Source organism: Shewanella sp. BF02_Schw (assembly GCF_014596695.2).
Classification (GTDB): domain Bacteria; phylum Pseudomonadota; class Gammaproteobacteria; order Enterobacterales; family Shewanellaceae; genus Shewanella.
Map to the genome: position 1 here is coordinate 778,903 of NZ_JABKAW020000002.1, position 22,618 is coordinate 801,520.

Sequence of the window (22,618 nt, forward strand, 5' to 3'; positions counted from 1 at the left end):
CAATCCATCTCGGGTTGGCTTTTTTAATTTAACACAGCCTACTTTGCGTCGGTTTTAATTCAATTACCTCGTGGGACAAGTCACATACACCTCATTATCGTGATCAGCTCTACATCATAGCTCATAGTCTCTTAACAGCCCTGTTTAAGCATGCTTGAATACACTCAAGAACAGTATTTCCTTCTTAAGCGAGACATTATCATGCACAATAACGTTAGAACATTATTGGCCACCACGGCACTCTTTTTCAGTGCCCAAATGCTGCCTATGGCCGCATCTGCGAATTCAGGTTGCGCATTTGAAAAAGATCAACAAGGCTTTATGGCAACATGCAGCGAGGAGAAACAAGAAGTGATTTTAACTGGCGTAATCCAACCACAAACTCTAACGACTGAATTACCAGGCTATACTGAAGGGTTTACCAATTACCAAGTTGATGCGCAAGCAATCGATGTACTCAAAGCCATTAATGAACCGACGCAAATAGTCGTGATTATTGGCACTTGGTGCCCAGATTGCCATCGCGAAACACCGCACTTTATGCGAATTATTGAAGCGGCAGCCAATCCCAACATTGAAGTTGAATACATTGGTGTCGACCGAAGCAAGCAGGACCCTGAAGGTTTAGCGGCAAAATATGCGTTCAGCCGCATTCCAACGTTTATCGTTAAACAGCAAGGCAATGAGCTAGGTCGTATCGTTGAACGCCCTCAAGCCACACTGGAAGCCGATTTAGTTGAGATTTTAAAGTAGTTATGTAAGAAGTTATTGAAAATGTTTGTTTAAACAACTAAAAGTAATAACTTAATAATCAAAAAAATAGGTCGCCAATGGCGACCTATTTTTTATTACGCTTATGTCAGTAACTACAACGAGACTTTAGCGGCTATGCGATCGGCTAACAGTAGTAATACGCCTTCGCGAAGTGCGCCACCAGCAAGATGTAAACGACTCATTGATAGACTTTCAAACAACGCGATTAAAATCGCAACTCCCGCAGCAAATGTAGGAGCTTGTTCGGCATTTAAGCCGTTAATACCACTAAGCCTAGCATCCGCTTGCGATAATATTTCATCACGAAAAGCATACAAAATCTTAAGGGTAATCACTTCAGAGCGTTGTCGATGCTGTAACACCGATACCACTGATTGAACCGCACCAGAAGCCCCTACAACACTTTGCCACCCTAAATTGAGTAAGTGAGGACGATGTTCTGCCAAAATCATATTAACGTAATCTACGGCCTGTTCAAAATCGATGCTTTGAAGCGGCGCATGACTAAAAAATCGTTGATTAAATAGCACGCACCCCATTGGCAAACTGGTTTTAAACAACACCTGACTGCCGTCACCAATAATAAACTCGGTACTAGCGCCGCCAATATCAATCACTAACCGGCGTCCCTCACCTTTAGTGGTGGCCACCATACCTTGATAAATCAGTTCAGCTTCGCGCAATCCCGAAATGACCTCGATTGGATGCAACAATATTGGCATCGCTCGCTGGTGAAATTCATCGGCATTACGGATAACACGCAAAGTAGCGGTAGCAAATACAGCCACATTAGCGCTATCGATATGGTGCTGCGCTAACATGTCGGCAAACATGGCTAAGCATTCTAAACCACGCAGCATAACAGGTTCAGACAACATACCGTCATCACCTATACCTTCGGCAAGGCGTACTTTGCGTTTATATTTAGCGATAACAATCGGCTTATTACCCACCGAATTAGCCACTAACATATTGAAACTGTTAGAACCTAATGTTATCGCCGCATACGGCTGAGATACAGTTAACAATGGCATTGACTATGGTCTACGAGTCCTATGGCGTGGCGGACGCGAAGTATTTCCACCACTACGATGCGCACCTTTACTTCCACCATCACGAGTCCGAGATGTAGGAGGCTTACGATGAATACGCGCCGGAGGCGGAATATCATCTAGTAACGCATCTTTATCGTAATTAGACACTGGAATTGAATGATTAATATAAGTTTCAATTTCAGGTAAATTCAGTGCATATTCTTCACAAGCAAAACTGACTGAAATACCTTTCTGTCCCGCACGACCTGTTCGGCCAATACGATGCACATAATCTTCACAATCATCAGGTAAATCATAGTTATATACATGTGACACATCAGAAATATGTAACCCACGAGCGGCCACATCTGTTGCCACTAAAACATCGATATCACCTGAGGTAAATTGCTCAAGAATGCGAATACGCTTCTTTTGCGGAACATCGCCGGTTAACAAACCCACACGATGACCATCACCTTCTAAATAAGACCACAACTTTTCACAGCTGTGTTTTGTGTTCGAAAACACAATCGCTTTATCTGGCCAATCTTCTTCGATTAGACTCAGTAATAAACGCATCTTGTCTTCCATCGACGGATAGAAAATTTCTTCTTTGATATTTTTAGAAGTTTTTTCTAATGGTTCGATTTCAACTTTTTCAGGATCATTCATATGATCGTATGCTAATTCCTGCACTTTCATTGAAAGCGTGGCAGAAAACAACATATTCAAACGTGACTTAGCATCAGGCATTCTGCGGAACAAAAAGCGAATGTCTTTAATAAAACCAAGATCAAACATACGGTCGGCTTCATCAAGCACAACGGCTTGAATGTGGCTTAGACTAATGACACCCTGACGTACATAATCAATAATACGTCCGGTGGTACCAATCAGAATATCAACGCCTTTGTCTAATACAGCGCGTTGGGTTTCATAGCTTTCGCCACCGTAAACAATACCAACTTTTAAGCCTGTATGTGCCGCTAATAACTTGGCATCTTTAGCAATCTGAATTGCTAATTCTCGCGTTGGCGCCATAATAATAGCGCGGGGTTCGGTTGCTTTGCGACTCTCAGGTGCAGCAACATTGAGTAAGTGGTTAAATGTGGCCACTAAAAATGCCATAGTTTTACCGGTGCCGGTTTGGGCTTGTCCGGCAATATCTTTTGCATTAAGTAAAATAGGTAAAGATAACGCCTGTATTGGCGTGCAAAACTCAAAGCCGTTCTCGTTCAATGCCGCGAGTATTTCGGGCTTTAAAGGGAAGTCGGCGAATTTCTGGGTCGATAAATGTGTTTGGCTCATAGCACAAGCATACCTGTAGGGGTTGCAAAAAAAGATTCGATCGTTTGAAATAGCTACATTACTAAAACGGTCTCTTGAAAAGCTATTTAACTGACCCAATATACATGGTAAGCCATTAATAAACTAGCAATGGAACCAAATCTGGAGAACTACATGAGCGATAAAATTGTATACCTAAGCGATGACAGCTTTGAAAACGACGTATTAAAGTCTGAAACACCAGTATTAGTCGACTTCTGGGCTGAGTGGTGTGGTCCTTGTAAAATGATTGCCCCAATCCTAAACGATGTTGCCGAAGAGTACGCAGGCAAACTAACCGTCGCAAAACTAAACGTTGACCAAAACAACGTTTCACCTGCGAAATACGGCGTACGCGGTATTCCAACATTGTTAATGTTCAAAGGTGGCGAGCTAGTGGCAACTAAAGTTGGTGCACTATCAAAGACGCAACTAAAAGAATTCATTGACGCTAAAATCTAACTAGAAATAGCCTAGAAATGTTAAACGGCACAAGTTTTGAACAATTTGTGCCGTTTTTAGATTTTATTTACGCTAAATTTCTGGACGGCCAACATATAAAGTGCTAATTTATTCATCAGATTTTTTCAATTAACCTCTTCTCGTTTATCAATCATAAAATATCTTTTCAAACTTGCTGATTGATTGCGGTAAGCTTCGTCGCGCAAAACAAGACTCCCATACATGAATTTAACAGAATTAAAAGACACGCCAATTTCAGATCTAGTTTCGCTTGCTGAAAGCATGAATCTGGAAAATATGGCTCGTACCCGTAAACAAGATATCATCTTCTCAATTTTGAAAGCTCACGCTAAAAGCGGAGAAGACATCTTCGGTGGCGGTGTATTAGAAATCCTCCAAGACGGATTTGGATTTTTAAGAAGTTCAGATGGCTCATACCTTGCGGGTCCTGACGATATTTATGTTTCTCCAAGTCAAATTCGTCGATTTAACATGCGTACTGGTGACAGTATTTTTGGTAAAATTCGACCGCCGAAAGAAGGCGAAAGATATTTTGCACTGTTGAAAGTCAGTGAAGTCAACTTTGATAAACCAGAAAGCTCTCGCAACAAAATCCTGTTTGAAAACTTAACCCCATTACATGCAGAAGAACGCCTTCGCATGGAGCGCGGTAATGGTTCAACAGAAGACATCACCTCGCGTATTCTTGATCTTTGTTCTCCAATCGGTAAAGGCCAGCGAGGTTTGATTGTTGCGCCGCCAAAAGCCGGTAAAACATTGTTACTACAGAATATTGCTCAAAGTATTACTTATAACAACCCAGATGTGGTGTTAATGGTATTACTTATCGATGAACGTCCTGAAGAAGTGACCGAAATGCAGCGTATGGTAAAAGGCGAAGTGATTGCTTCTACCTTTGATGAACCAGCCAGCCGTCACGTTCAAGTAGCCGAAATGGTTATCGAGAAAGCAAAACGTTTAGTTGAGCATAAAAAAGACGTCGTCATTTTGTTAGATTCGATTACTCGTTTAGCCCGTGCTTATAACACCGTCATCCCTTCATCGGGTAAAGTGTTAACCGGTGGTGTTGATGCTAACGCACTGCATCGTCCAAAGCGTTTCTTTGGTGCTGCACGTAACATTGAACACGGTGGCAGCTTAACCATTATCGCCACAGCCTTGGTTGATACAGGCTCGAAAATGGACGAAGTAATCTACGAAGAATTTAAAGGTACTGGTAACCAAGAGTTACACCTTTCTCGTAAAGCTGCTGAAAAACGCGTATTCCCTGCGATTGACTTCAATCGCTCTGGTACTCGTCGTGAAGAAAAGCTAACGACAACTGAAGAACTTCAAAAAATGTGGATTTTACGTAAAATCTTACATCCAATGGATGAAGTTTCTGCAATGGAATTCTTAATCGATAAATTGGCTATGACCAAAACTAACGAAGAATTCTTCACAGCAATGAAACGCGCTAAGTAATTAATTACCTAAACGCAAAATAATCGCAAAAATGCCGCTAATTTAGCGGCATTTTTATATGTATATCAAGGTTACTAACCAAAGCCATGCCTAGAATCTAGAGCGGACTTCGTCCTGATAGTACGCTTCGCTGCTATAAAAGCTTTAGCTTGTATCGTCTGTAGCTGCGTAGCACTCTAGCAGCGCAGCGCTCTAGCATCTAGTCTTTCCACTTGCCATCGCCTGTTATCGTTTTACCGTTCGTTATCGATCCCCCTGCTTTTAAAGCTTTAGCTTGTATAGCATCTAGCAGCGAAGCGCTCTAGCATCTAGTCTTTGTACTTCTATCGCTTGCCATCGCCTGTTATCGCTTTACCGTTCGCTACCGCTCTTTCAACCTAAACAGATGCCATTTTCCGACGTAAATACGCAATTTGCTGCATATGCGGTAAATCTTTCGGGCAAGTATCTTGGCAGCCGAGTAACGTCATGCAACCAAACACGCCATCTTGATTACCTATGACATGGTAAAAATCATCAGCGGTTCGAGTATCACGGCTGTCTAATTCAAAACGGGCAATTTTCATCATACCGACTGCGCCAACAAAAGTGTCACGCATTTGTTTAGTCGCACAAGCAGAAACACATACACCACATTCTACGCATCGCTCTAACTCATAAAGCTTGGTTGCTTCTTCCGGTGACATCGGCGTTTCGATACGATGAATATCATTATCTGCACTATTCGGATGCAACCACAACGATAAACGCTCAGATAATTCGCGCATAAATTTACCGGTATTTACCGACAGATCGCCAATTAAATCAAAGCCAGGTAATGGCATCAATTTAATATGTCCATCTGGATAATTAGCGGTTAAGGTTCGACAAGCTAACGTCGGAAAACCATTGATCACCATGGCACAACTGCCGCAAATACCAGCACGACAAACAAAATCAAATTGTAGTGATGGGTCTTGTGTTTCACGTAGCTGATTCAACGCGATAAACACCGTCATTCCGGGTGCCTCTGTTAAGCTGTAACTCACCATTTTAGGTTTGTCGCCAGGCTCTTGCGGGTCATATCGAAAAATTGAAAAAGTTAACGTGCGTGCTTGGCTCATATTACATTTCTCCAGACTCAGCGTTGGTTTTGGCTACAGTATCAGTGAAGCGCTGATTACGTGGTTGATATTCTTCAGGTAACTCATAAGGCATTAATGCCGCTTGCTTGGCATACCTATCTGCATCGTCACCGAGTTCAGCCAATATAGCTTCAACCTGTTGCTGACGTTTTTGGGTATCAGGATGAGCAATCGCATTATCAACACCATAACCTCGATAACCAGGCGGTAATTCCATTCGCATCACATCGAGCGCTTCATAACTCATTTCTGGTCGTAAACTATTAGCATCTGGCCAACGGGTTAATGTACGATTCAACCAGTCTTGGTCATTACGCTGTGGAAAATCTTCACGAGAATGCGCGCCTCGACTTTCGGTACGAGCAAGCGCCCCGCATGCAACGGTCACTGCCACTTTCAACATTCGTTTGACGCGTAACGCTTCAACAAGCTCAGGGTTAGCGTGACGTTTTTTGCACTTTAACCCGAGGTTTTTTGAACGTTCAAGTAATTCGGTTAATTGGTTAACAGCCAGTTCAAGTTCAGGCCCATTGCGGAAAATACCGACGTAATCCATCATAATTTTTTGCATTGCAGCTTTAAGTTTAAATGGATCTTCTGTTCCTTCGCCCTCAATAAGCTGATCAACTTCTGTTTGTAACTGCTTACCAAACTGGGCGATTAAATCGGTATCCACGACCAAACTATTTTGCTCACCAAAGTCAGCAACATACTTACCGATAATCATTCCGCCAACCACAGTTTCTGCTAGGGAGTTGCCACCGAGTCGATTAAAGCCATGCATATCCCAACAAGCCGCTTCTCCAACACTAAACAGCCCTGATAATTGTGGACTTTCGCCATTGGCTTTAGTACGAATACCGCCCATAGAATAATGTTGTGTAGGCCGAACAGGGATCCAATCTTTAACCGGATCAATACCTAAAAAGTTCTCACAAATCTCTTTAACTTCACGCAAATTGGTATCAATGTGCTTTTGACCTAATAAGGTAATATCCAGCCATAAATGCGGCCCATAAGGGCTATTTACGCCTTTTCCTTTGCGCATATGCTCAGTCATTCTACGAGACACAACATCTCGCGAAGCCAGTTCTTTTTTCTCTGGTTCATAGTCGGGCATAAAGCGGTAACCGTCTTTATCACGCAGCACACCACCATCACCACGGCAACCTTCCGTCGTTAAAATACCCACTGGAACAATAGCCGTAGGGTGAAACTGTACCGCTTCCATATTGCCCAGCGTCGCGACGCCAGTGTCTAGCGCCAATGCTTGACCAATCCCCTCACAAATAATGGCATTGGTCGACACCGCATAAATCCGCCCATAGCCACCTGTGGCAATAGTGGTAGATTTAGCGATGTAAGCGCGTAATTCACCCGTAATTAAGCAACGAGCGATGACACCATGGCAACGCACTCCATCATGAATAAGCGTTAATGCTTCCATCCGCTCATGCACAGGAATACCTAGCGAAATAGCCTTATTATCGACGGCATACAATAAAGAATGACCAGCACCGTCTGCGGTATAGCAAGTACGCCACTTTTTGGTACCCCCAAAATCACGCGCGTTAATGAGTCCATGAGCAGCTTCTGCTTCAGTGATAGTCACTTTTTCCGCATTAACAATAACTTGTCTATCGCCTTTAGTTACTCGAGTCCAAGGAACGCCCCACTGAGCTAACTCTCTTACCGCTTTGGGTGCACAGTGAGCAAACATTCGAGCAACATCTTGATCGCAGCCCCAATCGGAACCTTTTACCGTATCTTGAAAATGGATGTCTTCATCATCACCTTCACCTTTTATGGTATTGGCTAAACTGGCTTGCATGCCACCTTGGGCAGCGACAGAGTGCGATCTTTTAGCGGGAACAAGCGATAACACCAAGGTATCGAGGCCACGTTCTTTTGAGGCTATCGCGACTCTTAACCCTGCCAGTCCAGCGCCTACTACCAAGGTGTCGGTATAAATAATTTTCATTTTAATTCCTTATAACATCGACACATATGGCACCACAGGTAACGCCAAAGAACGGCCAATAAAAATATAAGTCAGCAAACTCGCTACTCCTAGCACCATTAAATACGCTAACAGCACCTTAGCAAATTTGAGCATGGCAAAGCGTTGCTCAACCAAGCCCCATTTCACCACTACTCGATATAAACCAAATACGCCATGCACTGCTACAACAGGTAATAGCAGGATATATAAAACCCAAGCATTAAGGTGGTACACACGCTCGGCCGAAAGATGTGGGCCTATTTCAGGATTGGTTATCATGGTGAATAAGTGCGTTGGCACGAGGAAGAACAATAAAAAACCAGTGATCATTTGCCAAAACCAGATTTTGGTATCTTCATGAGGTAAAAAACGCATTTGATTTCGTAAGGCGCGCCATTGGCCTAATTGAGTCGGAAAACGCCGTAATGCAAATACCGCATGGATCAGTACTACCAATAACATAAAGCAGGAAAAAATTTGAGTTACCAGTGGGTAACCATGACCAGTTTCACTGAATATTCCACCCTCAAGAAACTGTGCCACTTGGTAGAAGGCTTCTTTGCCAAACAAAATACTCGACTCAAAATGCAAATGCATCACTAGAAAAAGTCCCAGTATTACACCAGACAAACTTTGTAGTTTATCCGCTCGAGCAGCCCAAAGAGGGTGAGCAAAACCTTTGTCGGTATTTACCGCACTGTCGACTTTCGTTTGCAAAGAATTCGCAGTCATAAAGCATCATATCCTGTTAAGCACAATAACAAGTATTGACCATATCAAGAGTTTTTGAATAGCGGCAATGAACAATGATCAAACCGTGATAGTGTTCACCTATTATTAAGCGGGAGTTAGAAGCATGTCACACAAACTAGCAAATAAAAACTTAAACAATACTGATAGTTAACTAAATATCGAAACGAGTATTCGGTAGATAAAACAATCTAACGTGTATCTAAAAAGGTGTCGTTACGCTAATAATTACGGGCAATATTGACGTAACTTATCGCGTAATAGCAACATGACCTGAGTGATATTTTCGCGACCAGGACAGATCAAATTTAACGCAACTGACTCACCAACACATTCAGTAAGTTTCGGGACTAACTTACCTGTTTTCTAATCATCAGCAATATCCTGGGCGATTTTTAATATAAACGTGACCGAAAATGGTCCATCTTCATCTAGTAAACAACCAATAAACTCTCACCTAAACGAGCATCTTAAAATAACTTGGGTATAATAAGCGCCAATTTGATATTACTTTTACCACAGTTAGGAAAATCCCATGGCTTGGATCCAATTACGCATTCACACTCATCGCGATAACGCCGACTTGCTTGGCGACTTATTAATGGATCACGGTTCACTTTCCATCACCTACGAAGATGGCCAAGACGAGCCTATTTTCGAACCTAAGTTAGGTGAAACACCGCTGTGGCAAGATACCGTAATGATTGCATTGTTTGATGCAGGTACTAACTTAGCACCCACAATCGAATTTTTAGAATCGATGCCATTTTTAGGCAAAGGCTTTAATCATAAAATTGAACAAGTCGAAGATAAAGACTGGATCCGCGAATGGATGGACAGCTTTCACCCAATCCAATTTGGTACACGTTTATGGATTTGCCCTAGCTGGCGTGAAATTCCTGATCCGACTGCGGTTAACGTCATTCTCGATCCAGGTTTAGCCTTTGGTACAGGTACTCACCCTACCACCGCCTTATGTTTAGAATGGTTAGACAGCCTAGATTTATCAAACCAAGAAGTCATCGATTTTGGTTGTGGATCGGGTATTTTGGCTATTGCCGCAATCAAACTCGGCGCCAAGAAAGTAACAGGTGTTGATATTGACTATCAGGCTATTGACGCTTCAAAAGCCAATGCTGAACGTAACGACGTAGTGGATAAATTGGCCCTATATTTACCAGAAGATCAACCAGCCAACTTACAAGCAGACGTATTAGTCGCCAATATTCTTGCCGGTCCGTTAAAAGAGCTAGCGCCGCTGATAGCTGAAAAAGTCAAAATTGGTGGCAAACTGGCGCTATCGGGTTTATTGCAAGAACAAGCACAAGAAGTATCCGACTTCTACAGCCAATGGTTCATCATGGATCCAGTATGTAACAAAGAAGACTGGAGTCGCTTAACAGGAATACGTAAGTAGCCTGCCCACAAGCCTAAAACGCACTCAATTATGGGCTATATTATGAACGAATTGCGTGCGTAAATTCTCGTTTACAGGTTGTTAACATCAATAATTGACACTGGTATATATGAAAACGTCTCTCTGCAACACGCACCAGTGCTCAAAAATGGCCGAAAAACGCCAATTATTAGTCAAAGATGTGACGGCTAATAAAAGTCAAGCAAAAAAGTTGCATTTAGGTCATTTATTGACCTTTTCACGGCCGTAAAAAAGGGCTACTATAGCGCCCCTTTGGAGAGCAAGGTGAAGTCCGAAATGCAAATTGGCCCGTATCAACTGTCTAATCAGCTGATTGTGGCACCAATGGCAGGTGTCACCGATCAGGCCTTCCGAAATCTCTGTTTACGCTATGGCGCAGCTTTAGCCGTATCAGAAATGCTTTCATCGAATCCCGACGTTTGGGACAGCGACAAAAGCCGCCAGCGCATGATGCATTCTGGTGAAGAAGGAATACGCTCCGTACAAATAGCAGGTGCAGATCCTGATTTAATGGCCAATGCCGCTAAGTTCAACGTTGAACAAGGTGCGCACATCATTGATATCAATATGGGCTGTCCAGCAAAGAAAGTGAATAAAAAATTTGCTGGTTCTGCGTTAATGCAAAGCCCCAGCTTAGTAAAAGAGATTTTACAAGCCGTGGTTGCTGCAGTAGACGTACCAGTAACGTTAAAGATACGCACAGGTTGGGAGCCTGAACATCGTAATGGTGTTGAAATAGCCCAAATTGCTGAAGATTGTGGCATTGTCTCGCTCGCCGTTCACGGCCGAACCAGACAATGCATGTACAAAGGCTTTGCCGAGTACGACACCATAAAAGCAATTAAACAGAATGTCTCAATTCCTGTTGTCGCTAACGGGGACATCGACACACCAGAAAAAGCCAAGTTTGTACTTGACTACACTGGCGCCGATGCCCTGATGATTGGAAGAGGTGCACAAGGACGGCCTTGGATTTTTAAAGAAATCCTACATTATCTGGAAACAGGTAAAAAGTTAGCGCCAATTAAGGCAGAAGAGCAACGCAGTGTGATGCTTGAACACCTTAAGAAACTTTATGACTTATATGGCGAATACAAAGGTGTCCGATTTGCTAGAAAGCATGTCGGGTGGTACCTAAACCATGAGGAACAGCGCCAATTTCGTGCTGACTTCAATCGGCTTGAAACCGCTGCCCAGCAACATTCCCTCGTAGAATGTTATTTTGATGAATTAGTTTAGAATTTAATAAAGAGCAGAATAGAATGTTTGATCAGACAACTAACACAGAAGTTCACCAGCTTACCGTAGGCAAAATCGAAACAGCAAACGGCACTATCAAGCCGCAGTTATTACGTGACGCAGTAAAACGTGCCGTGACTAACTTCTTCTCTCAGTTAGACGGTCAGGAAGCTTCTGAAGTATATGAAATGGTATTGTGCGAAGTTGAAGCACCTTTACTAGACATCATCATGCAACACACTCGTGGCAACCAAACGCGCGCTGCTAATATGTTAGGTATCAACCGTGGTACTTTACGTAAGAAATTAAAGAAATACGGCATGAACTAAGACCTAGCGTCTAAGTGATTGTAATGAAACGGGCTTATCAGCAATGATAAGCCCGTTTTGTTTTATCAGTTACACTCGTAGTAACACATCATTTATCAGCAAGTGTTATATACGAGTAGAAACAGTCATCCATTTCTAAGAACTACTGCACCTGTTGCGGAGAGATTTTGGCTTTATCAATGGTATTGCTACAACTAGGCACGCGGTTACCTCGATAATTTTTACAGCCCCAAAAAGCCCCTCTAGCACTTTCTCTTAAGTTCATATCACCGCCACAGACGTTACATATCGGCGCCATATGGCTACAACTGTCATTGAGACATACCTTGAAACCGATAAAACGTTTACGTGTCATCGGACTGCCGCATTCGTCACAGCCTGCTTCTTTGTGATCGCATAATGGAAAGTGTGAGCAAGAAAAGAATGATGTGAACTTGCCCACTCGTGGTTTTAATATCCCAGTGGTACATCGGACACAGTTAATTTGTTCAAACAAGGATTGCACCAAAGACGTACTAAATTCTTGTTGTTCAACGGCATAATCTTGTTGGATCAGTTCCACAATAAATGGGCTCACATTGGTCATATCGGCGATAACGTAAACTCGGTGCTTTGCGCGGGTTAGCGCGACATAAAATAAACGCCGTTCTTCTGCAAATTCAAAGTTTTCGGCTTTAGGTAAAAACGCATCAAGTAAAGGTGGCGTTATTTTTTTCGACGGAAATCCATGTATGCCTTGGGTCATTCCCATAATCACCACATAGTCGGCCTCTTTACCTTTGGAAGCATGAAACGATAAACACTCAATCACGAACATCGGGTATTTAGCCGTTAACTGACGCAACATGTCTTTATCTGGCAACTGAAACCAGAAACGGGCCAGCAAATATACTGTCGGTTTAGCTTTAAGCTTATCAACAGCTTGAGTAACACGGACGGACAGAGCATTTAAGGCTTGCTCTAATGCGTTGTTACTCAGCTCATCTTTAGTTGCGCCCTCATTGGTACCACGACGAAGTATTGATACTGCAGGCTTGGCAACTTGTACCAATGAATGGATATCTTTGTTGAGTTGATGCGGGTTTTTACTCACAAAAGCGCTAGCCACTTCACCGATACGGTTATTAAATCTAAAAGTAAGATCCAAATGCGTTTCGCTGGCATGGCCAAAATAACGTTTAAATTGAGTCGTTAAACGGACATCTGCACCACTAAAGCGATAAATAGCCTGCCAATCGTCGCCAACACAAAATAATGAAGTATCGCTGTTACCTTTTTTCGTGCGCGAATCTCGCAAGGCTCGCACTAAACGTGCTCTGGGTTCTGAAATATCTTGAAACTCATCGACCATGATATATCGCCATGGGCTGACATATTGACCACTTTGCAGGTATGCGAGCGCTTTGGCTATCATGTCCTCAAAGTCGATATCACCGTGAGCTGATAAGTACTGTTGGTACTGCTGTAAAATGGGTTCGAGTAATTCAAATGCTTTACGCGTTTGGGCCGCATCAGCAGCATTGGCAAATACCTTTTCCAGCCCAGCCTCGTCAATACAAGCTGCTTTGTATAAGCCAATGAGCTGACTAAACAATTTTGCCAGCTCAGTCACTCGCCCAAGCTCATAAAGAGTTGCCAATATCGCGTCATCGGGTAAAGGTGAGTAGTTAACTTTAAATACCGTTAAAGCTTGCTCAAGCTTGTTGATTAACTGATTTTTCTTGTGCTGATAATAAAATAATTCGATGCAGTTGGTTTGGCGCTGATGATGTAACAGTCGTTTCCATTCCATTGATGCTAAATAGGCTGCTTGATCGATATAAGGAGCCGTATTATTGGCTTCATCAATGCCATAATATTCAATATAAACCTCATATTCAGGTAGATAAAAATCAGCTTGGTACTGGCGAAAATCAACCGTGCTGACATCAAATTCATACTTAGCTTCATATTGATACTCTATGCCATTGGTAAACAGCCAATTAGCGATATACAGCTCGCCAAAGCTTTTAACTCTTTCACCTTTCAATGAGCGAATGTCATTATCATTTAAATATTCAAAATACTCACCTTGTATTGAAAATTCGAATGGGCTTTTTTCAACGTAATAATAACGACTGAAATAGTCAAAAAGTTGTTTACGATAAGATTCATTTTCAATCAAAACTTCTAATCTATCGTGCACCCATTTGTCTTTGGCGGGTTCATCATTTACCCACGCTGATAAGCTAGGTTTCACACCTTCAACATCGGCAATAATTTTCAGGCCTAAACTGTGAAAAGTACTGGCCTTAATATCATCACTGCCCAGTTTGTGTTTAATTCGCAGATCCATTTCCATGGCGGCTTTTTTGCCATAAGCCAGTAATAGAATGTCATTAGCTTTAGCTTGGCCACTATTTAGTAAATAGCCTGCACGGCCTACCATTACACTGGTTTTCCCCGTGCCAGCGCCCGCGAGCAGTAGATTATTATCATCATCGATAATACATGCTCGGCGCTGCTTATCGGTTAATGGCTGTGACTCCACATGATCAAAAAAGTCTGCAAATGCGAGTAACTGCGATTGAATATAGCCTTCACGTAGGCGATCTATATCAGCTTTATTCCAGTGGTAAAAACCGTGTAGTTGAATTAATGCGGTACGTATATTGGCGGGTAACTCGACCCCTTCACTCCAGGGAAACCAGCGAAAATACTCACGCTCGATTCTAGCGCGCATTTTTTCTAGTAATGACTGGCGTAAATACCGGCTTGATATGGCTTTTTCAACTCGTAATATCAAATCGCACAGCGATTTTTGATGAGATAAAGCCCAGAGTATTTCGACCTGTTGCTTAAAATGAGATTTAGCCAAATAACTTAAAAATGGAATTTGATAATGAGCACCAGCTGCCTTAAAACTCAGTAAGTTACCGAGTAAACTGGCACTAAATAGTGGCGGATGATCTAATTGCTGCCATGATAATTGCCCCATAATAAGCGGTTTATTGGTATGCCGAAATCTTGCTAAAAATCGGCCTTGGCTAGGCATAAAAGTCATCCCCTCTTGCGTCAATTTGATCGCATTTACGTCACGCTGATACAAATGCCCAAACCAACTATGAGGGATAAAGTTAACTGAATTTTCTAATGACAAAGTAAAACCTACGACTCAATGGTTTCAGGGGTAACCGGCTTATATTTAAGATAACTATATCGTAATTAAGCATTCATTACGGATAATACTGGGTGTGCGAATGACTCAATGGGCTTTCGCGCTGACACCAATGATAATTGATTTACATTAACCATAAAAGTAAACATATACACAGCATTTAACATACTGAGCATGACATTTGTCCGCGGCTCAATCGCTAGTTCTGCCGACAAATCCCAGCGGGCGACAAAACCACTATTTATTTTCAAGCAACAACGCTAAACGATGGTTATATTTCAGTAGAGATGTCTATCTAAGCATCATTTAGTCTTTTTACATCAATAAAGATAAAAATAAAATAACAATATTAAACAATCACTTATTAATTTCATATTCACCTCGCAAGACAATAATGCCAATTAAGAAAAAATAAATGGAATAGAATCGACGACCGCCTCGTTATCACAGTGTCAATCACGACATTACGAGGGAATTAAAAATGAAAACATTACTTAAACCAACGATTATTGCTCTTGCTTGTTTCTCAACCATGGCAATAAGTGCCGAAATGTCAGCATCGACAACCGTATCAGCCCAAGCTGATGTTCAATTAAGCCAAAACCAACAGAATAGCCCAAATGCTAACGCTGAAACACAAAGCAATAATGAGTCAACAATGGCCTCAAGCGAGCCGACCAACACCGCCTCAGATCAAACGGCTTCAAATGAAGCAGAGTCAGACGGCTCGAGTGACTCCACGCAAACTTCATCAACTGAAATGGCAGCCACAACTGACAACCAAGTTGCGATAACCATACCCACAACAGAAATGCTCACTACGGTAACGTCAGCACTTGATACATCAATCACCAACGCTGACTCAGCAACAACACTTGCTAATAACCAATTAGCCAACACCACAACTGTTGGTGCTGGCATAGCTAATAGCCTGATTAATAACGCCTCGACGGCTGCGCAATTGGTGTCAACTCAAGTAATAGCATCTGGTTCTGCCGGATTATCTGCAGCAACAGAGTTATCGGTTAATCAAGCAGAGACATCACTCAACACCGCCGCAGCGACAGTAAACGCAGCACAACTTGGTGCAAACACCGCCGCAGAAGAGATTCAATCACGTATGAGTGCCGATACACTGTTTGCCACTAGCACAGCAGTATCTGATTCAGTAAGCGCGGCAGTTTCTGGGACAACATCATCGGCCATCAATGCCGCAGCAACCAGCGCAGTGCAACAACAGTTACAGGCAAGTGCAAGTGAACTCATGCAGCAGAACACTCGCGAACAAGTGACGCAAGCGGTGAGCCAAACAGTGAATGCAGAAGTCACTCACACCATTCAAAATACCATTCGCTTATCAAGCGGTCTTTAAGTCGAATACTCCATATGCCGGCAATACTGCCGGCCTATCTTTATTGTTAGGAGTCCTTATGATGACTTTACACTCTCGCGTTACCTGTACATTATTTCTGCTGGCTTGCGCTCATATGGGAGTAGCGGCAGAAACCCTATCCGTTAACGGTAAGCTAAAAGCAGGTATGGAATACCAGTCTAACGTCAACATCAGTGAACTTGAACAAGCCAGTGGTGAGTCGGATACGGCGACGGTTTTAGAGGGAGAAATCGATGCAGCTTGGCAAGTTAGCGACAATGTCCGCCTAGACAGTGGCTATAGTATTAATGACAAACGCTATCGAAATGCCAGTGCTTATGACAGTCGCTTACAGCTGGCTTTTATCGATGCGAGCTATGCCTTTGATAATCTAACACTGGGCAGCAGTGTCTATCTGGCTCAAGCTGATTTAGATGGCAGCGATTTTTTAGCGCTCAACCAATTTAGCGTGTATGCCATGCATAATCTTAGCGACAGCTGGTTTATTCGTCCCAGTGTAGTGTATGCCGACAAAGATTTTGCTCAGTTTGAATCGCGTGATGCTAGCAATAAAAGTGCTAATATCGATTCATTTTGGTTTTTTCAACAGGGCCAACGCTTTATCTCATTAGGCGCAACTTATGAGGATGAAGATACACTTGATAAAGCCTTTAGCTATCGCGCTAAAAGTATGAATATCCGCTTGTCTAATCAATTTGATTTATGGCACGTTGTACAAAAAATTCAACTAGGAATGAAATTAACTCAAAGAGATTATGCTTTGGCCATTAACGATAATAAACGTAACGATATACATCAACACATTGATGCTAAGTGGGAGTTAAATATTAATTCCACTTTTGCGCTGCTGACATCCGTTGAATATGGTTACTATCAGTCAATCTTGACCAGTGCAGATTATGATGAAACACGAGCAGGACTGATGTTACAAGCCAGTTTTTAAGGGCGTGTTACTACCCCATAACCAAATTGTGGATCTTTACCTGGTGCGCCTAAATCAATCACCTGCTGCTGTAATTGCAGCAACACCTGCTCCAATAGCAGCTCTGGTGTTGCAGCCAGCATACAGGCCACTTTGGCCGATACAACGGGCGTGGCCATTGAAGTGCCACTTTCAATACCCACGCTTCCATCTGCTCGGGTAGTCAACACCTTTACTCCTTGCGCCGCAAAATCAATGTAATCCCCCTGATTAGCCCAACGATATAATCCCAGCTGTTTATCTACCGCAGTGACGGCAATAACGTCTGAATATGCAGCTGGATATAATGGCTTAGCGGCTGGCCCACCGTTACCTGCTGCAGCCACTAAAATGGTCTTTGTTTCAGCTAAACGAGATACGACTTCATGTAATATTGGATTATCTGGTCCAGTCAAACTCATATTGATCACCCGCACCTGTTGACCTACTAACCAATTTAACGCCTGCAAGATACTGTCGAGTGTAGCCCCTTGTTGATACGCATTTTGGGCATAAAAGGCTCCTGCGCTGTATAAGGTTAATGACGGTAACAACGGCTTAAGTTGATCATTGTTACCCGCTAATACGCCTGCCACTGCGGTTCCGTGACTATATGAAGATGGGATATCATCAGTAAGAAAATTTTGTTGGATCAATACTAAGCGATCTTCGGCTATATGCAGCGCTTTATGCCGGGGCACAATCGCGGTATCTATCATGCCTAATCTTATCGGTCTATCGCACATCGCTGTCGTTTCACTTGAAACCACTTGCTGCACTGCCGTTATCTGATCCGTTGTCGCTTTGCCTACTTGGATAGCCGTTTCAGTACTCGCCTGCGCATCCGTAACTGTGTTTGCTTGATTAGCCGCTTGCGACTGGTATATATAATTTCGGCTTAAATAAGGTGCCAGTAGTGTAGGTAAGGTATAGCGTAATGCATCAACGCTATCAAGCTCGATCGGTACTTGTATTTTAACCAACTGTAAGCCTAACATTGCCAGTTCAGTGCGGCTTTGCACATACATTTCCAGCTCAGGAGTCGTCGTTAACAGCTGTTGCCATTGTGCTATGGATATTAACAATAGCCATTCACGCTCAACGGCGCGTAAACCATGTTCAACTTCAATATCGTTCCATACAGGCTGACCTGCGCTATTTAGCACAGGCACTACAGCAGGCAACTGTAATAAGGGGTCTAACAATGTCGCCTTTAGCGCTAATGTTTGCTGTAATTGCTGCTCCAGCAAACGTTGCTGCTTCAGTGCTTGTAAGCGCTCGGCGCTTCGGCTTACGCTTTGATCGAGTTTATCTATCACTGCAGCAGGAAGTGCTGGCACAGACAATAATTGCCCGTAAGACACTAAAGGTATGAGGGTTAAACTCAGTAATGCGAGTGAATATGCTGTCATTGTTCTCATTGATTTATCTACCTGCGCTGATAGTGTGTAAGATAAAAACGTCTGACAACAAAAAAAATTCCCTCCATGTTGGAATAACTTTGCCCATTGAACCGTTATCAGGGTAAAGAGGAGTATACCCTAAATATGAAACCCGAATTAATCCTACTGCTACCAGCATTAAGACGCTTTGCCTACTCATTAACGGGCTCAATGCATGATGCCGATGACTTGGTGCAAAATACCTTATTACGGATACTTAAATCGCCGCCACCGGAAGATGTTCTGTTAGCTAAATGGGCCTTTAAGATATGTCGAAATCAATGGATTGATGATTATCGCTCACAAAAAGTACGCACCTTAGCCACCAGTAAACCAGAACTGCAGGCAGAAAATTACACCGACGGTGAAGCGGACATCATTAACGATATCACCTTAGGTGAGATGAATAGCGCGATGAACAATTTGTCTGATGATCAGCGTGAAGTATTATCGTTAATTGCTGTACAAGGCATGAGCTACAGTGAAGCGGCTGAGATACTCGCCATTCCAACAGGAACAATCATGAGCCGCCTAGCAAGAGCTCGATCCAACATGGTCAGCTTTTTTAAACAACCTAACGGGAGCATGGCATGAACCTCAGCGATGAAACCTTATCAGCCTTTTTAGATGCAGAACTACCAGAGCAAGACATGGAACAAGTCAGGCAAGCGATTGCCGATAATGAAGCGGTTGCCGAACGTTTAGCAGAACTGGCAATGGTTGATCCTATGGTACAAACATTCTATCAAGCCATTGACCAACAGCCCGTTCCAAAAGCCATTAGCACACTACTTGAAACGCCTAGTGCACCGTTTGAAGAGCCTAGCGCTACAGAGAGTAACATTGTAGCCTTTCCTTGGTGGCGCCAAGCACAGCAACAGGTGCAACATTATGCTGCAGCAGTTGCGGTTATCGCGCTAATAGCGGGTTATGGCGTATATCAACTAGACACGCCACTACTGACCAATACCACAACGGCAGGCATAGACCCAACCATAACAGAACAACTAACGCATTTACCAAGCGGTGTTATTGCATTGTTAGATGATGACAGCATCATGTCTATTCAACTCAGTTTTTATAATCAACAGGGAGATTTTTGTCGCCAGTATGGTTTGCAAGACCTAAGCCTGCGTAGCGAAAATATTGCCTGTCAGCAGCAGGGGCAATGGCAACAAGTCGCTAATATTGAATATACTATTAGCCAAGATCAGCAAGCTGAATACCAAACAGCTAGCGGCGGTTCTGCACTTGATAGCTTACTCGACAATATTATGGTTGGCGCGCCATTAACAACAGCACAAGAACAGCAAATACTTAGCAAGTTAACAGACTAATTCGCTATGAATTTTTACCTAAAAGGTTATGGACATGTATAAACTTGGCGCCATTGTCGCGGTATTACTCGTTACGCTAGTGGGCGGTTGTGTAAATACAACACCTAGAGTCAAATATACTCAAGCAGATGGCTATCGCTATATTGAGCATAAAATAACTGACAATTATTTTATGCTCAATATTGTCAGTAAAAATAAAACCAATATCGATGCTTACGCATTAACACAAGCATCAATGTTAACTGAGCAACAAGGTTACGATTGGTTTATTATTGTCGAACAAAGCGGGCTAATAACCACGCCATCGCGCGTTGAAAAGGTCATCGAAATACGCATGGGCACAGGAGTAAAACCATAAATTGGTTTACACTCTATTGCTATCCATAAAGCACATAAAGGATTTCACACACAATGTCTCGCCTAATCGAGCAACTCTCTTTGCGCATTCGTATCTCCGTTAAACGACCAAAATCGACTAACCACAATATCGCTATGATTAACTCAACATTGGGTAGGTTAGCAGGATCATTGATAGGATTAATAGTTGTTGCTACACCAGCTTATGCAGCAGCAACCGATATAACACCATTGCCACAAGCGGTAACCAACAACGCAATAGCGTTGGTGCAAAGCGATAAACACACTTACTTGTTGAGCTTTATGGGGCTAGGTAAAGCTAAAGATTATCAAGCTGTACATAACAAGGCATGGGCACTAAATTTAAACACCCCTAATGCCCAATGGCAAACTATTAAGCCGGTACCTCATGTTGCGCCTTTAGCGGGCAGGCTGGCATCGATTGCGATTGGCATTAACGATAAGGCGTATGTGTTTGGCGGTTATACCGTGGCCGACAATCATGACGAAATTAGCACAATTGATAATTACCAATACTCGATTAAGACCAATCAATATACTCGTATTGCCGACATGCCAGTGGCTGTTGATGACACCACTGCAGTAGCATATCAACAGCGTTACATCTATTTATTTGGCGGCTGGCACAACGACGGCAACGTCAATTTAGTCCAAGTGTATGACACCCAGACCAACACTTGGGCTCAAGCGAGCCCAATACCAGCACCGGCTGTATTTGGTCAAGCAGTAGGAATGGTAGGTCATCAGCTGGTGTTGTGCGACGGCGTAAAAGTACAAGCTAATATCAACGCGCGCCGCAGTTACCAAGCATCACCCGTGTGTTTGTATGGTGAGGTCAATCCAGATAATCATTTGCGAATTGATTGGCAATTACTGCCGCATTACTCTGTCGCGGCTAATATCAACGTAAGTAAATCTACAATAACTGAATCAAACGTCAACCCATCAATAGCAAACATAGCGGAATCAAACACTGCTGCAACTGCTACGGCTCATTACCGCATGGCAGCTACCGGGATTAAAACAGCAACTGGTGGCCAAATTGTATTTTTAGGCGGAAGTGATAATCCGTATAACTATTCAGGTATTGGTTATAACGGTGAACCTAGCGAACCAAACTCCTATGGTTATCGATTCGACTTGGCTACCAAGCAGTGGCTCGCACCGCAGACACTATCGCAGCCAAGCATGGATCACCGTGGGTTAGTGTGTTGGCAAGATAGCTTATTAAGAGTCGGCGGTATGCTACAGCAACAAAAAGTCAGTTCAAAAGTACTGCTAAGCACTTTGGCGCAAGGCGAGTCTTGTACTCAATAACGTATCAATTTTCGATTAATGTGTGAGTTAGCTAACAGATTAGTGGTGAATAAATTGAGCATTGTTAAAGATGCACATAAAATACATGTAAATTATGTGCACCTTTGGAATTGCCATGTTAACCGAACAAGCAGCACCCGCATTACAGCACTTATCATTAATTGATTTGATAGATCATATTGAAGCGACTCATCATCAATACATTCGTGAAACCGCCCCATTATTAGTGGAATACACAGATAAAATGGTTCGCGCACACGGTGATGATCACAGCGAGATAAAGCCTCTGGCACATGCGGTTAATGAGTTAATTGCCGAATTAATGCCGCACTTAATGAAAGAAGAACGCATTTTATTTCCGGCGATTAAATCGCTCAGCTTAGGCAAAACTGTTGATGGATGCTTTGGTCATATTAGTAATCCTATCAACATGATGTTGCATGAACACGATAATGCAGACCACATGTTGCAAACCATTCGAAACTTAACCAATAACTACACGCCACCTGCAGGTGTTTGCCATACGTGGCAAGCGTGTTATCGCACCTTGGCTGAATTTGATGCCGATTTGCAAATCCATATAGAGATTGAAAACACTTTATTATTCCCAAAAGCTTTAGCACTATAATCCTCCTAGGTTCCCCATTTTGAAGCAACTTCGAGATCATCC

At 42.8% G+C, this 22,618-nt stretch carries 19 protein-coding genes and 1 pseudogene; 13 read left to right on the top strand and 7 right to left on the bottom strand.

All coding sequences use genetic code 11. From position 1 onward, the window contains the following. Positions 1 to 201: 201 nt before the first annotated feature. On the top strand, positions 202 to 753 hold the full coding sequence (locus tag HNW13_RS11775; protein WP_101086261.1) for a thioredoxin family protein: 552 nt from the start codon (positions 202 to 204) through the stop codon (positions 751 to 753). 113 nt (positions 754 to 866) lie between these two features. Here HNW13_RS11775 and HNW13_RS11780 read toward each other — a convergent pair whose 3' ends face one another. After that, positions 867 to 1,808, bottom strand: a complete 942-nt coding sequence (locus HNW13_RS11780; protein ID WP_192115383.1) for an exopolyphosphatase — start codon at positions 1,806 to 1,808, stop codon at positions 867 to 869. A gap of 3 nt (positions 1,809 to 1,811) precedes the next feature. Then, positions 1,812 to 3,116 carry an ATP-dependent RNA helicase RhlB gene (gene rhlB / locus HNW13_RS11785; RefSeq protein WP_101086263.1) on the bottom strand — a complete coding sequence of 435 codons (1,305 nt, stop codon included), beginning with the start codon at positions 3,114 to 3,116 and terminating at the stop codon, positions 1,812 to 1,814. Positions 3,117 to 3,269: 153 nt separating this feature from the next. On the opposite strand from rhlB, the gene trxA reads away from it, so the two are divergent. Together trxA and rho are read left to right on the top strand one after the other, a co-directional pair. After that, the gene (trxA, locus tag HNW13_RS11790; protein ID WP_011635949.1) at positions 3,270 to 3,596 is read left to right on the top strand and encodes a thioredoxin TrxA; all 327 of its coding nucleotides are present in this window, start codon (positions 3,270 to 3,272) and stop codon (positions 3,594 to 3,596) included. A gap of 222 nt (positions 3,597 to 3,818) precedes the next feature. Next, a complete protein-coding gene (gene rho / locus HNW13_RS11795) occupies positions 3,819 to 5,081 on the top strand; it encodes a transcription termination factor Rho (protein ID WP_059747484.1) in 1,263 nt (420 codons plus the stop codon). A gap of 377 nt (positions 5,082 to 5,458) precedes the next feature. Here the strand turns inward: rho and HNW13_RS11800 are convergent, their stop codons facing one another. The 3 genes from HNW13_RS11800 to HNW13_RS11810 are packed head-to-tail and all read right to left on the bottom strand — an operon-like array spanning position 5,459 to position 8,939. Next, entirely contained in the window at positions 5,459 to 6,184 is a 726-nt protein-coding gene (locus HNW13_RS11800) for a fumarate reductase iron-sulfur subunit (protein WP_101086264.1), read from the bottom strand. Position 6,185: 1 nt separating this feature from the next. Continuing rightward, positions 6,186 to 8,186: a fumarate reductase flavoprotein subunit gene (locus HNW13_RS11805; RefSeq protein ID WP_192115382.1), complete on the bottom strand. Its 2,001-nt coding sequence runs from the start codon at positions 8,184 to 8,186 to the stop codon at positions 6,186 to 6,188. A gap of 9 nt (positions 8,187 to 8,195) precedes the next feature. After that, positions 8,196 to 8,939, bottom strand: a complete 744-nt coding sequence (locus HNW13_RS11810) for a fumarate reductase cytochrome b subunit (protein ID WP_192115381.1) — start codon at positions 8,937 to 8,939, stop codon at positions 8,196 to 8,198. A 553-nt stretch (positions 8,940 to 9,492) separates the two neighbouring features. Between HNW13_RS11810 and prmA the strand changes: the two genes are divergently transcribed. The 3 genes from prmA to fis all read left to right on the top strand — a co-directional run bounded on the left by prmA (position 9,493) and on the right by fis (position 11,963). Next, complete coding sequence (gene prmA, locus HNW13_RS11815) at positions 9,493 to 10,374, top strand: 50S ribosomal protein L11 methyltransferase (protein WP_162022207.1); 882 nt, start codon at positions 9,493 to 9,495, stop codon at positions 10,372 to 10,374. A gap of 297 nt (positions 10,375 to 10,671) precedes the next feature. Beyond that, positions 10,672 to 11,634, top strand: coding sequence for a tRNA dihydrouridine synthase DusB (dusB, locus tag HNW13_RS11820; protein WP_011635943.1), 963 nt, complete (start codon positions 10,672 to 10,674; stop codon positions 11,632 to 11,634). 23 nt (positions 11,635 to 11,657) lie between these two features. Beyond that, positions 11,658 to 11,963, top strand: coding sequence for a DNA-binding transcriptional regulator Fis (gene fis / locus HNW13_RS11825; protein ID WP_011635942.1), 306 nt, complete (start codon positions 11,658 to 11,660; stop codon positions 11,961 to 11,963). 142 nt (positions 11,964 to 12,105) lie between these two features. Here fis and HNW13_RS11830 read toward each other — a convergent pair whose 3' ends face one another. Next, complete coding sequence (locus HNW13_RS11830; RefSeq protein WP_192115380.1) at positions 12,106 to 15,102, bottom strand: UvrD-helicase domain-containing protein; 2,997 nt, start codon at positions 15,100 to 15,102, stop codon at positions 12,106 to 12,108. A gap of 499 nt (positions 15,103 to 15,601) precedes the next feature. Between HNW13_RS11830 and HNW13_RS11835 the strand changes: the two genes are divergently transcribed. Together HNW13_RS11835 and HNW13_RS11840 are read left to right on the top strand one after the other, a co-directional pair. After that, positions 15,602 to 16,492: a hypothetical protein gene (locus tag HNW13_RS11835; RefSeq protein WP_192115379.1), complete on the top strand. Its 891-nt coding sequence runs from the start codon at positions 15,602 to 15,604 to the stop codon at positions 16,490 to 16,492. 58 nt (positions 16,493 to 16,550) lie between these two features. Beyond that, positions 16,551 to 17,456 carry a surface lipoprotein assembly modifier gene (locus tag HNW13_RS11840; protein WP_192115378.1) on the top strand — a complete coding sequence of 302 codons (906 nt, stop codon included), beginning with the start codon at positions 16,551 to 16,553 and terminating at the stop codon, positions 17,454 to 17,456. Here the strand turns inward: HNW13_RS11840 and HNW13_RS11845 are convergent. Next, entirely contained in the window at positions 17,453 to 18,895 is a 1,443-nt protein-coding gene (locus tag HNW13_RS11845) for a S8 family serine peptidase (RefSeq protein ID WP_243756249.1), read from the bottom strand. The genes HNW13_RS11840 and HNW13_RS11845 overlap by 4 nt on opposite strands. Before the next feature lie 126 nt (positions 18,896 to 19,021). On the opposite strand from HNW13_RS11845, the gene HNW13_RS11850 reads away from it, so the two are divergent. From HNW13_RS11850 to HNW13_RS11870, 5 genes and pseudogenes are all read left to right on the top strand, one after another. Further along, the gene (locus tag HNW13_RS11850; protein WP_192115376.1) at positions 19,022 to 19,510 is read left to right on the top strand and encodes an RNA polymerase sigma factor; all 489 of its coding nucleotides are present in this window, start codon (positions 19,022 to 19,024) and stop codon (positions 19,508 to 19,510) included. Next, the gene (locus tag HNW13_RS11855; protein ID WP_192115375.1) at positions 19,507 to 20,253 is read left to right on the top strand and encodes a hypothetical protein; all 747 of its coding nucleotides are present in this window, start codon (positions 19,507 to 19,509) and stop codon (positions 20,251 to 20,253) included. The genes HNW13_RS11850 and HNW13_RS11855 overlap by 4 nt, the downstream gene beginning before the upstream one ends. A 34-nt stretch (positions 20,254 to 20,287) precedes the next feature. After that, a complete protein-coding gene (locus tag HNW13_RS11860; protein ID WP_192115374.1) occupies positions 20,288 to 20,611 on the top strand; it encodes a hypothetical protein in 324 nt (107 codons plus the stop codon). A 53-nt stretch (positions 20,612 to 20,664) separates the two neighbouring features. Continuing rightward, entirely contained in the window at positions 20,665 to 21,948 is a 1,284-nt protein-coding gene (locus tag HNW13_RS11865) for a kelch repeat-containing protein (RefSeq protein ID WP_243756250.1), read from the top strand. 166 nt (positions 21,949 to 22,114) lie between these two features. Beyond that, a pseudogene (locus tag HNW13_RS11870) lies at positions 22,115 to 22,576 on the top strand (hemerythrin domain-containing protein); the annotation flags it as partial. Positions 22,577 to 22,618 lie beyond the last annotated feature (42 nt).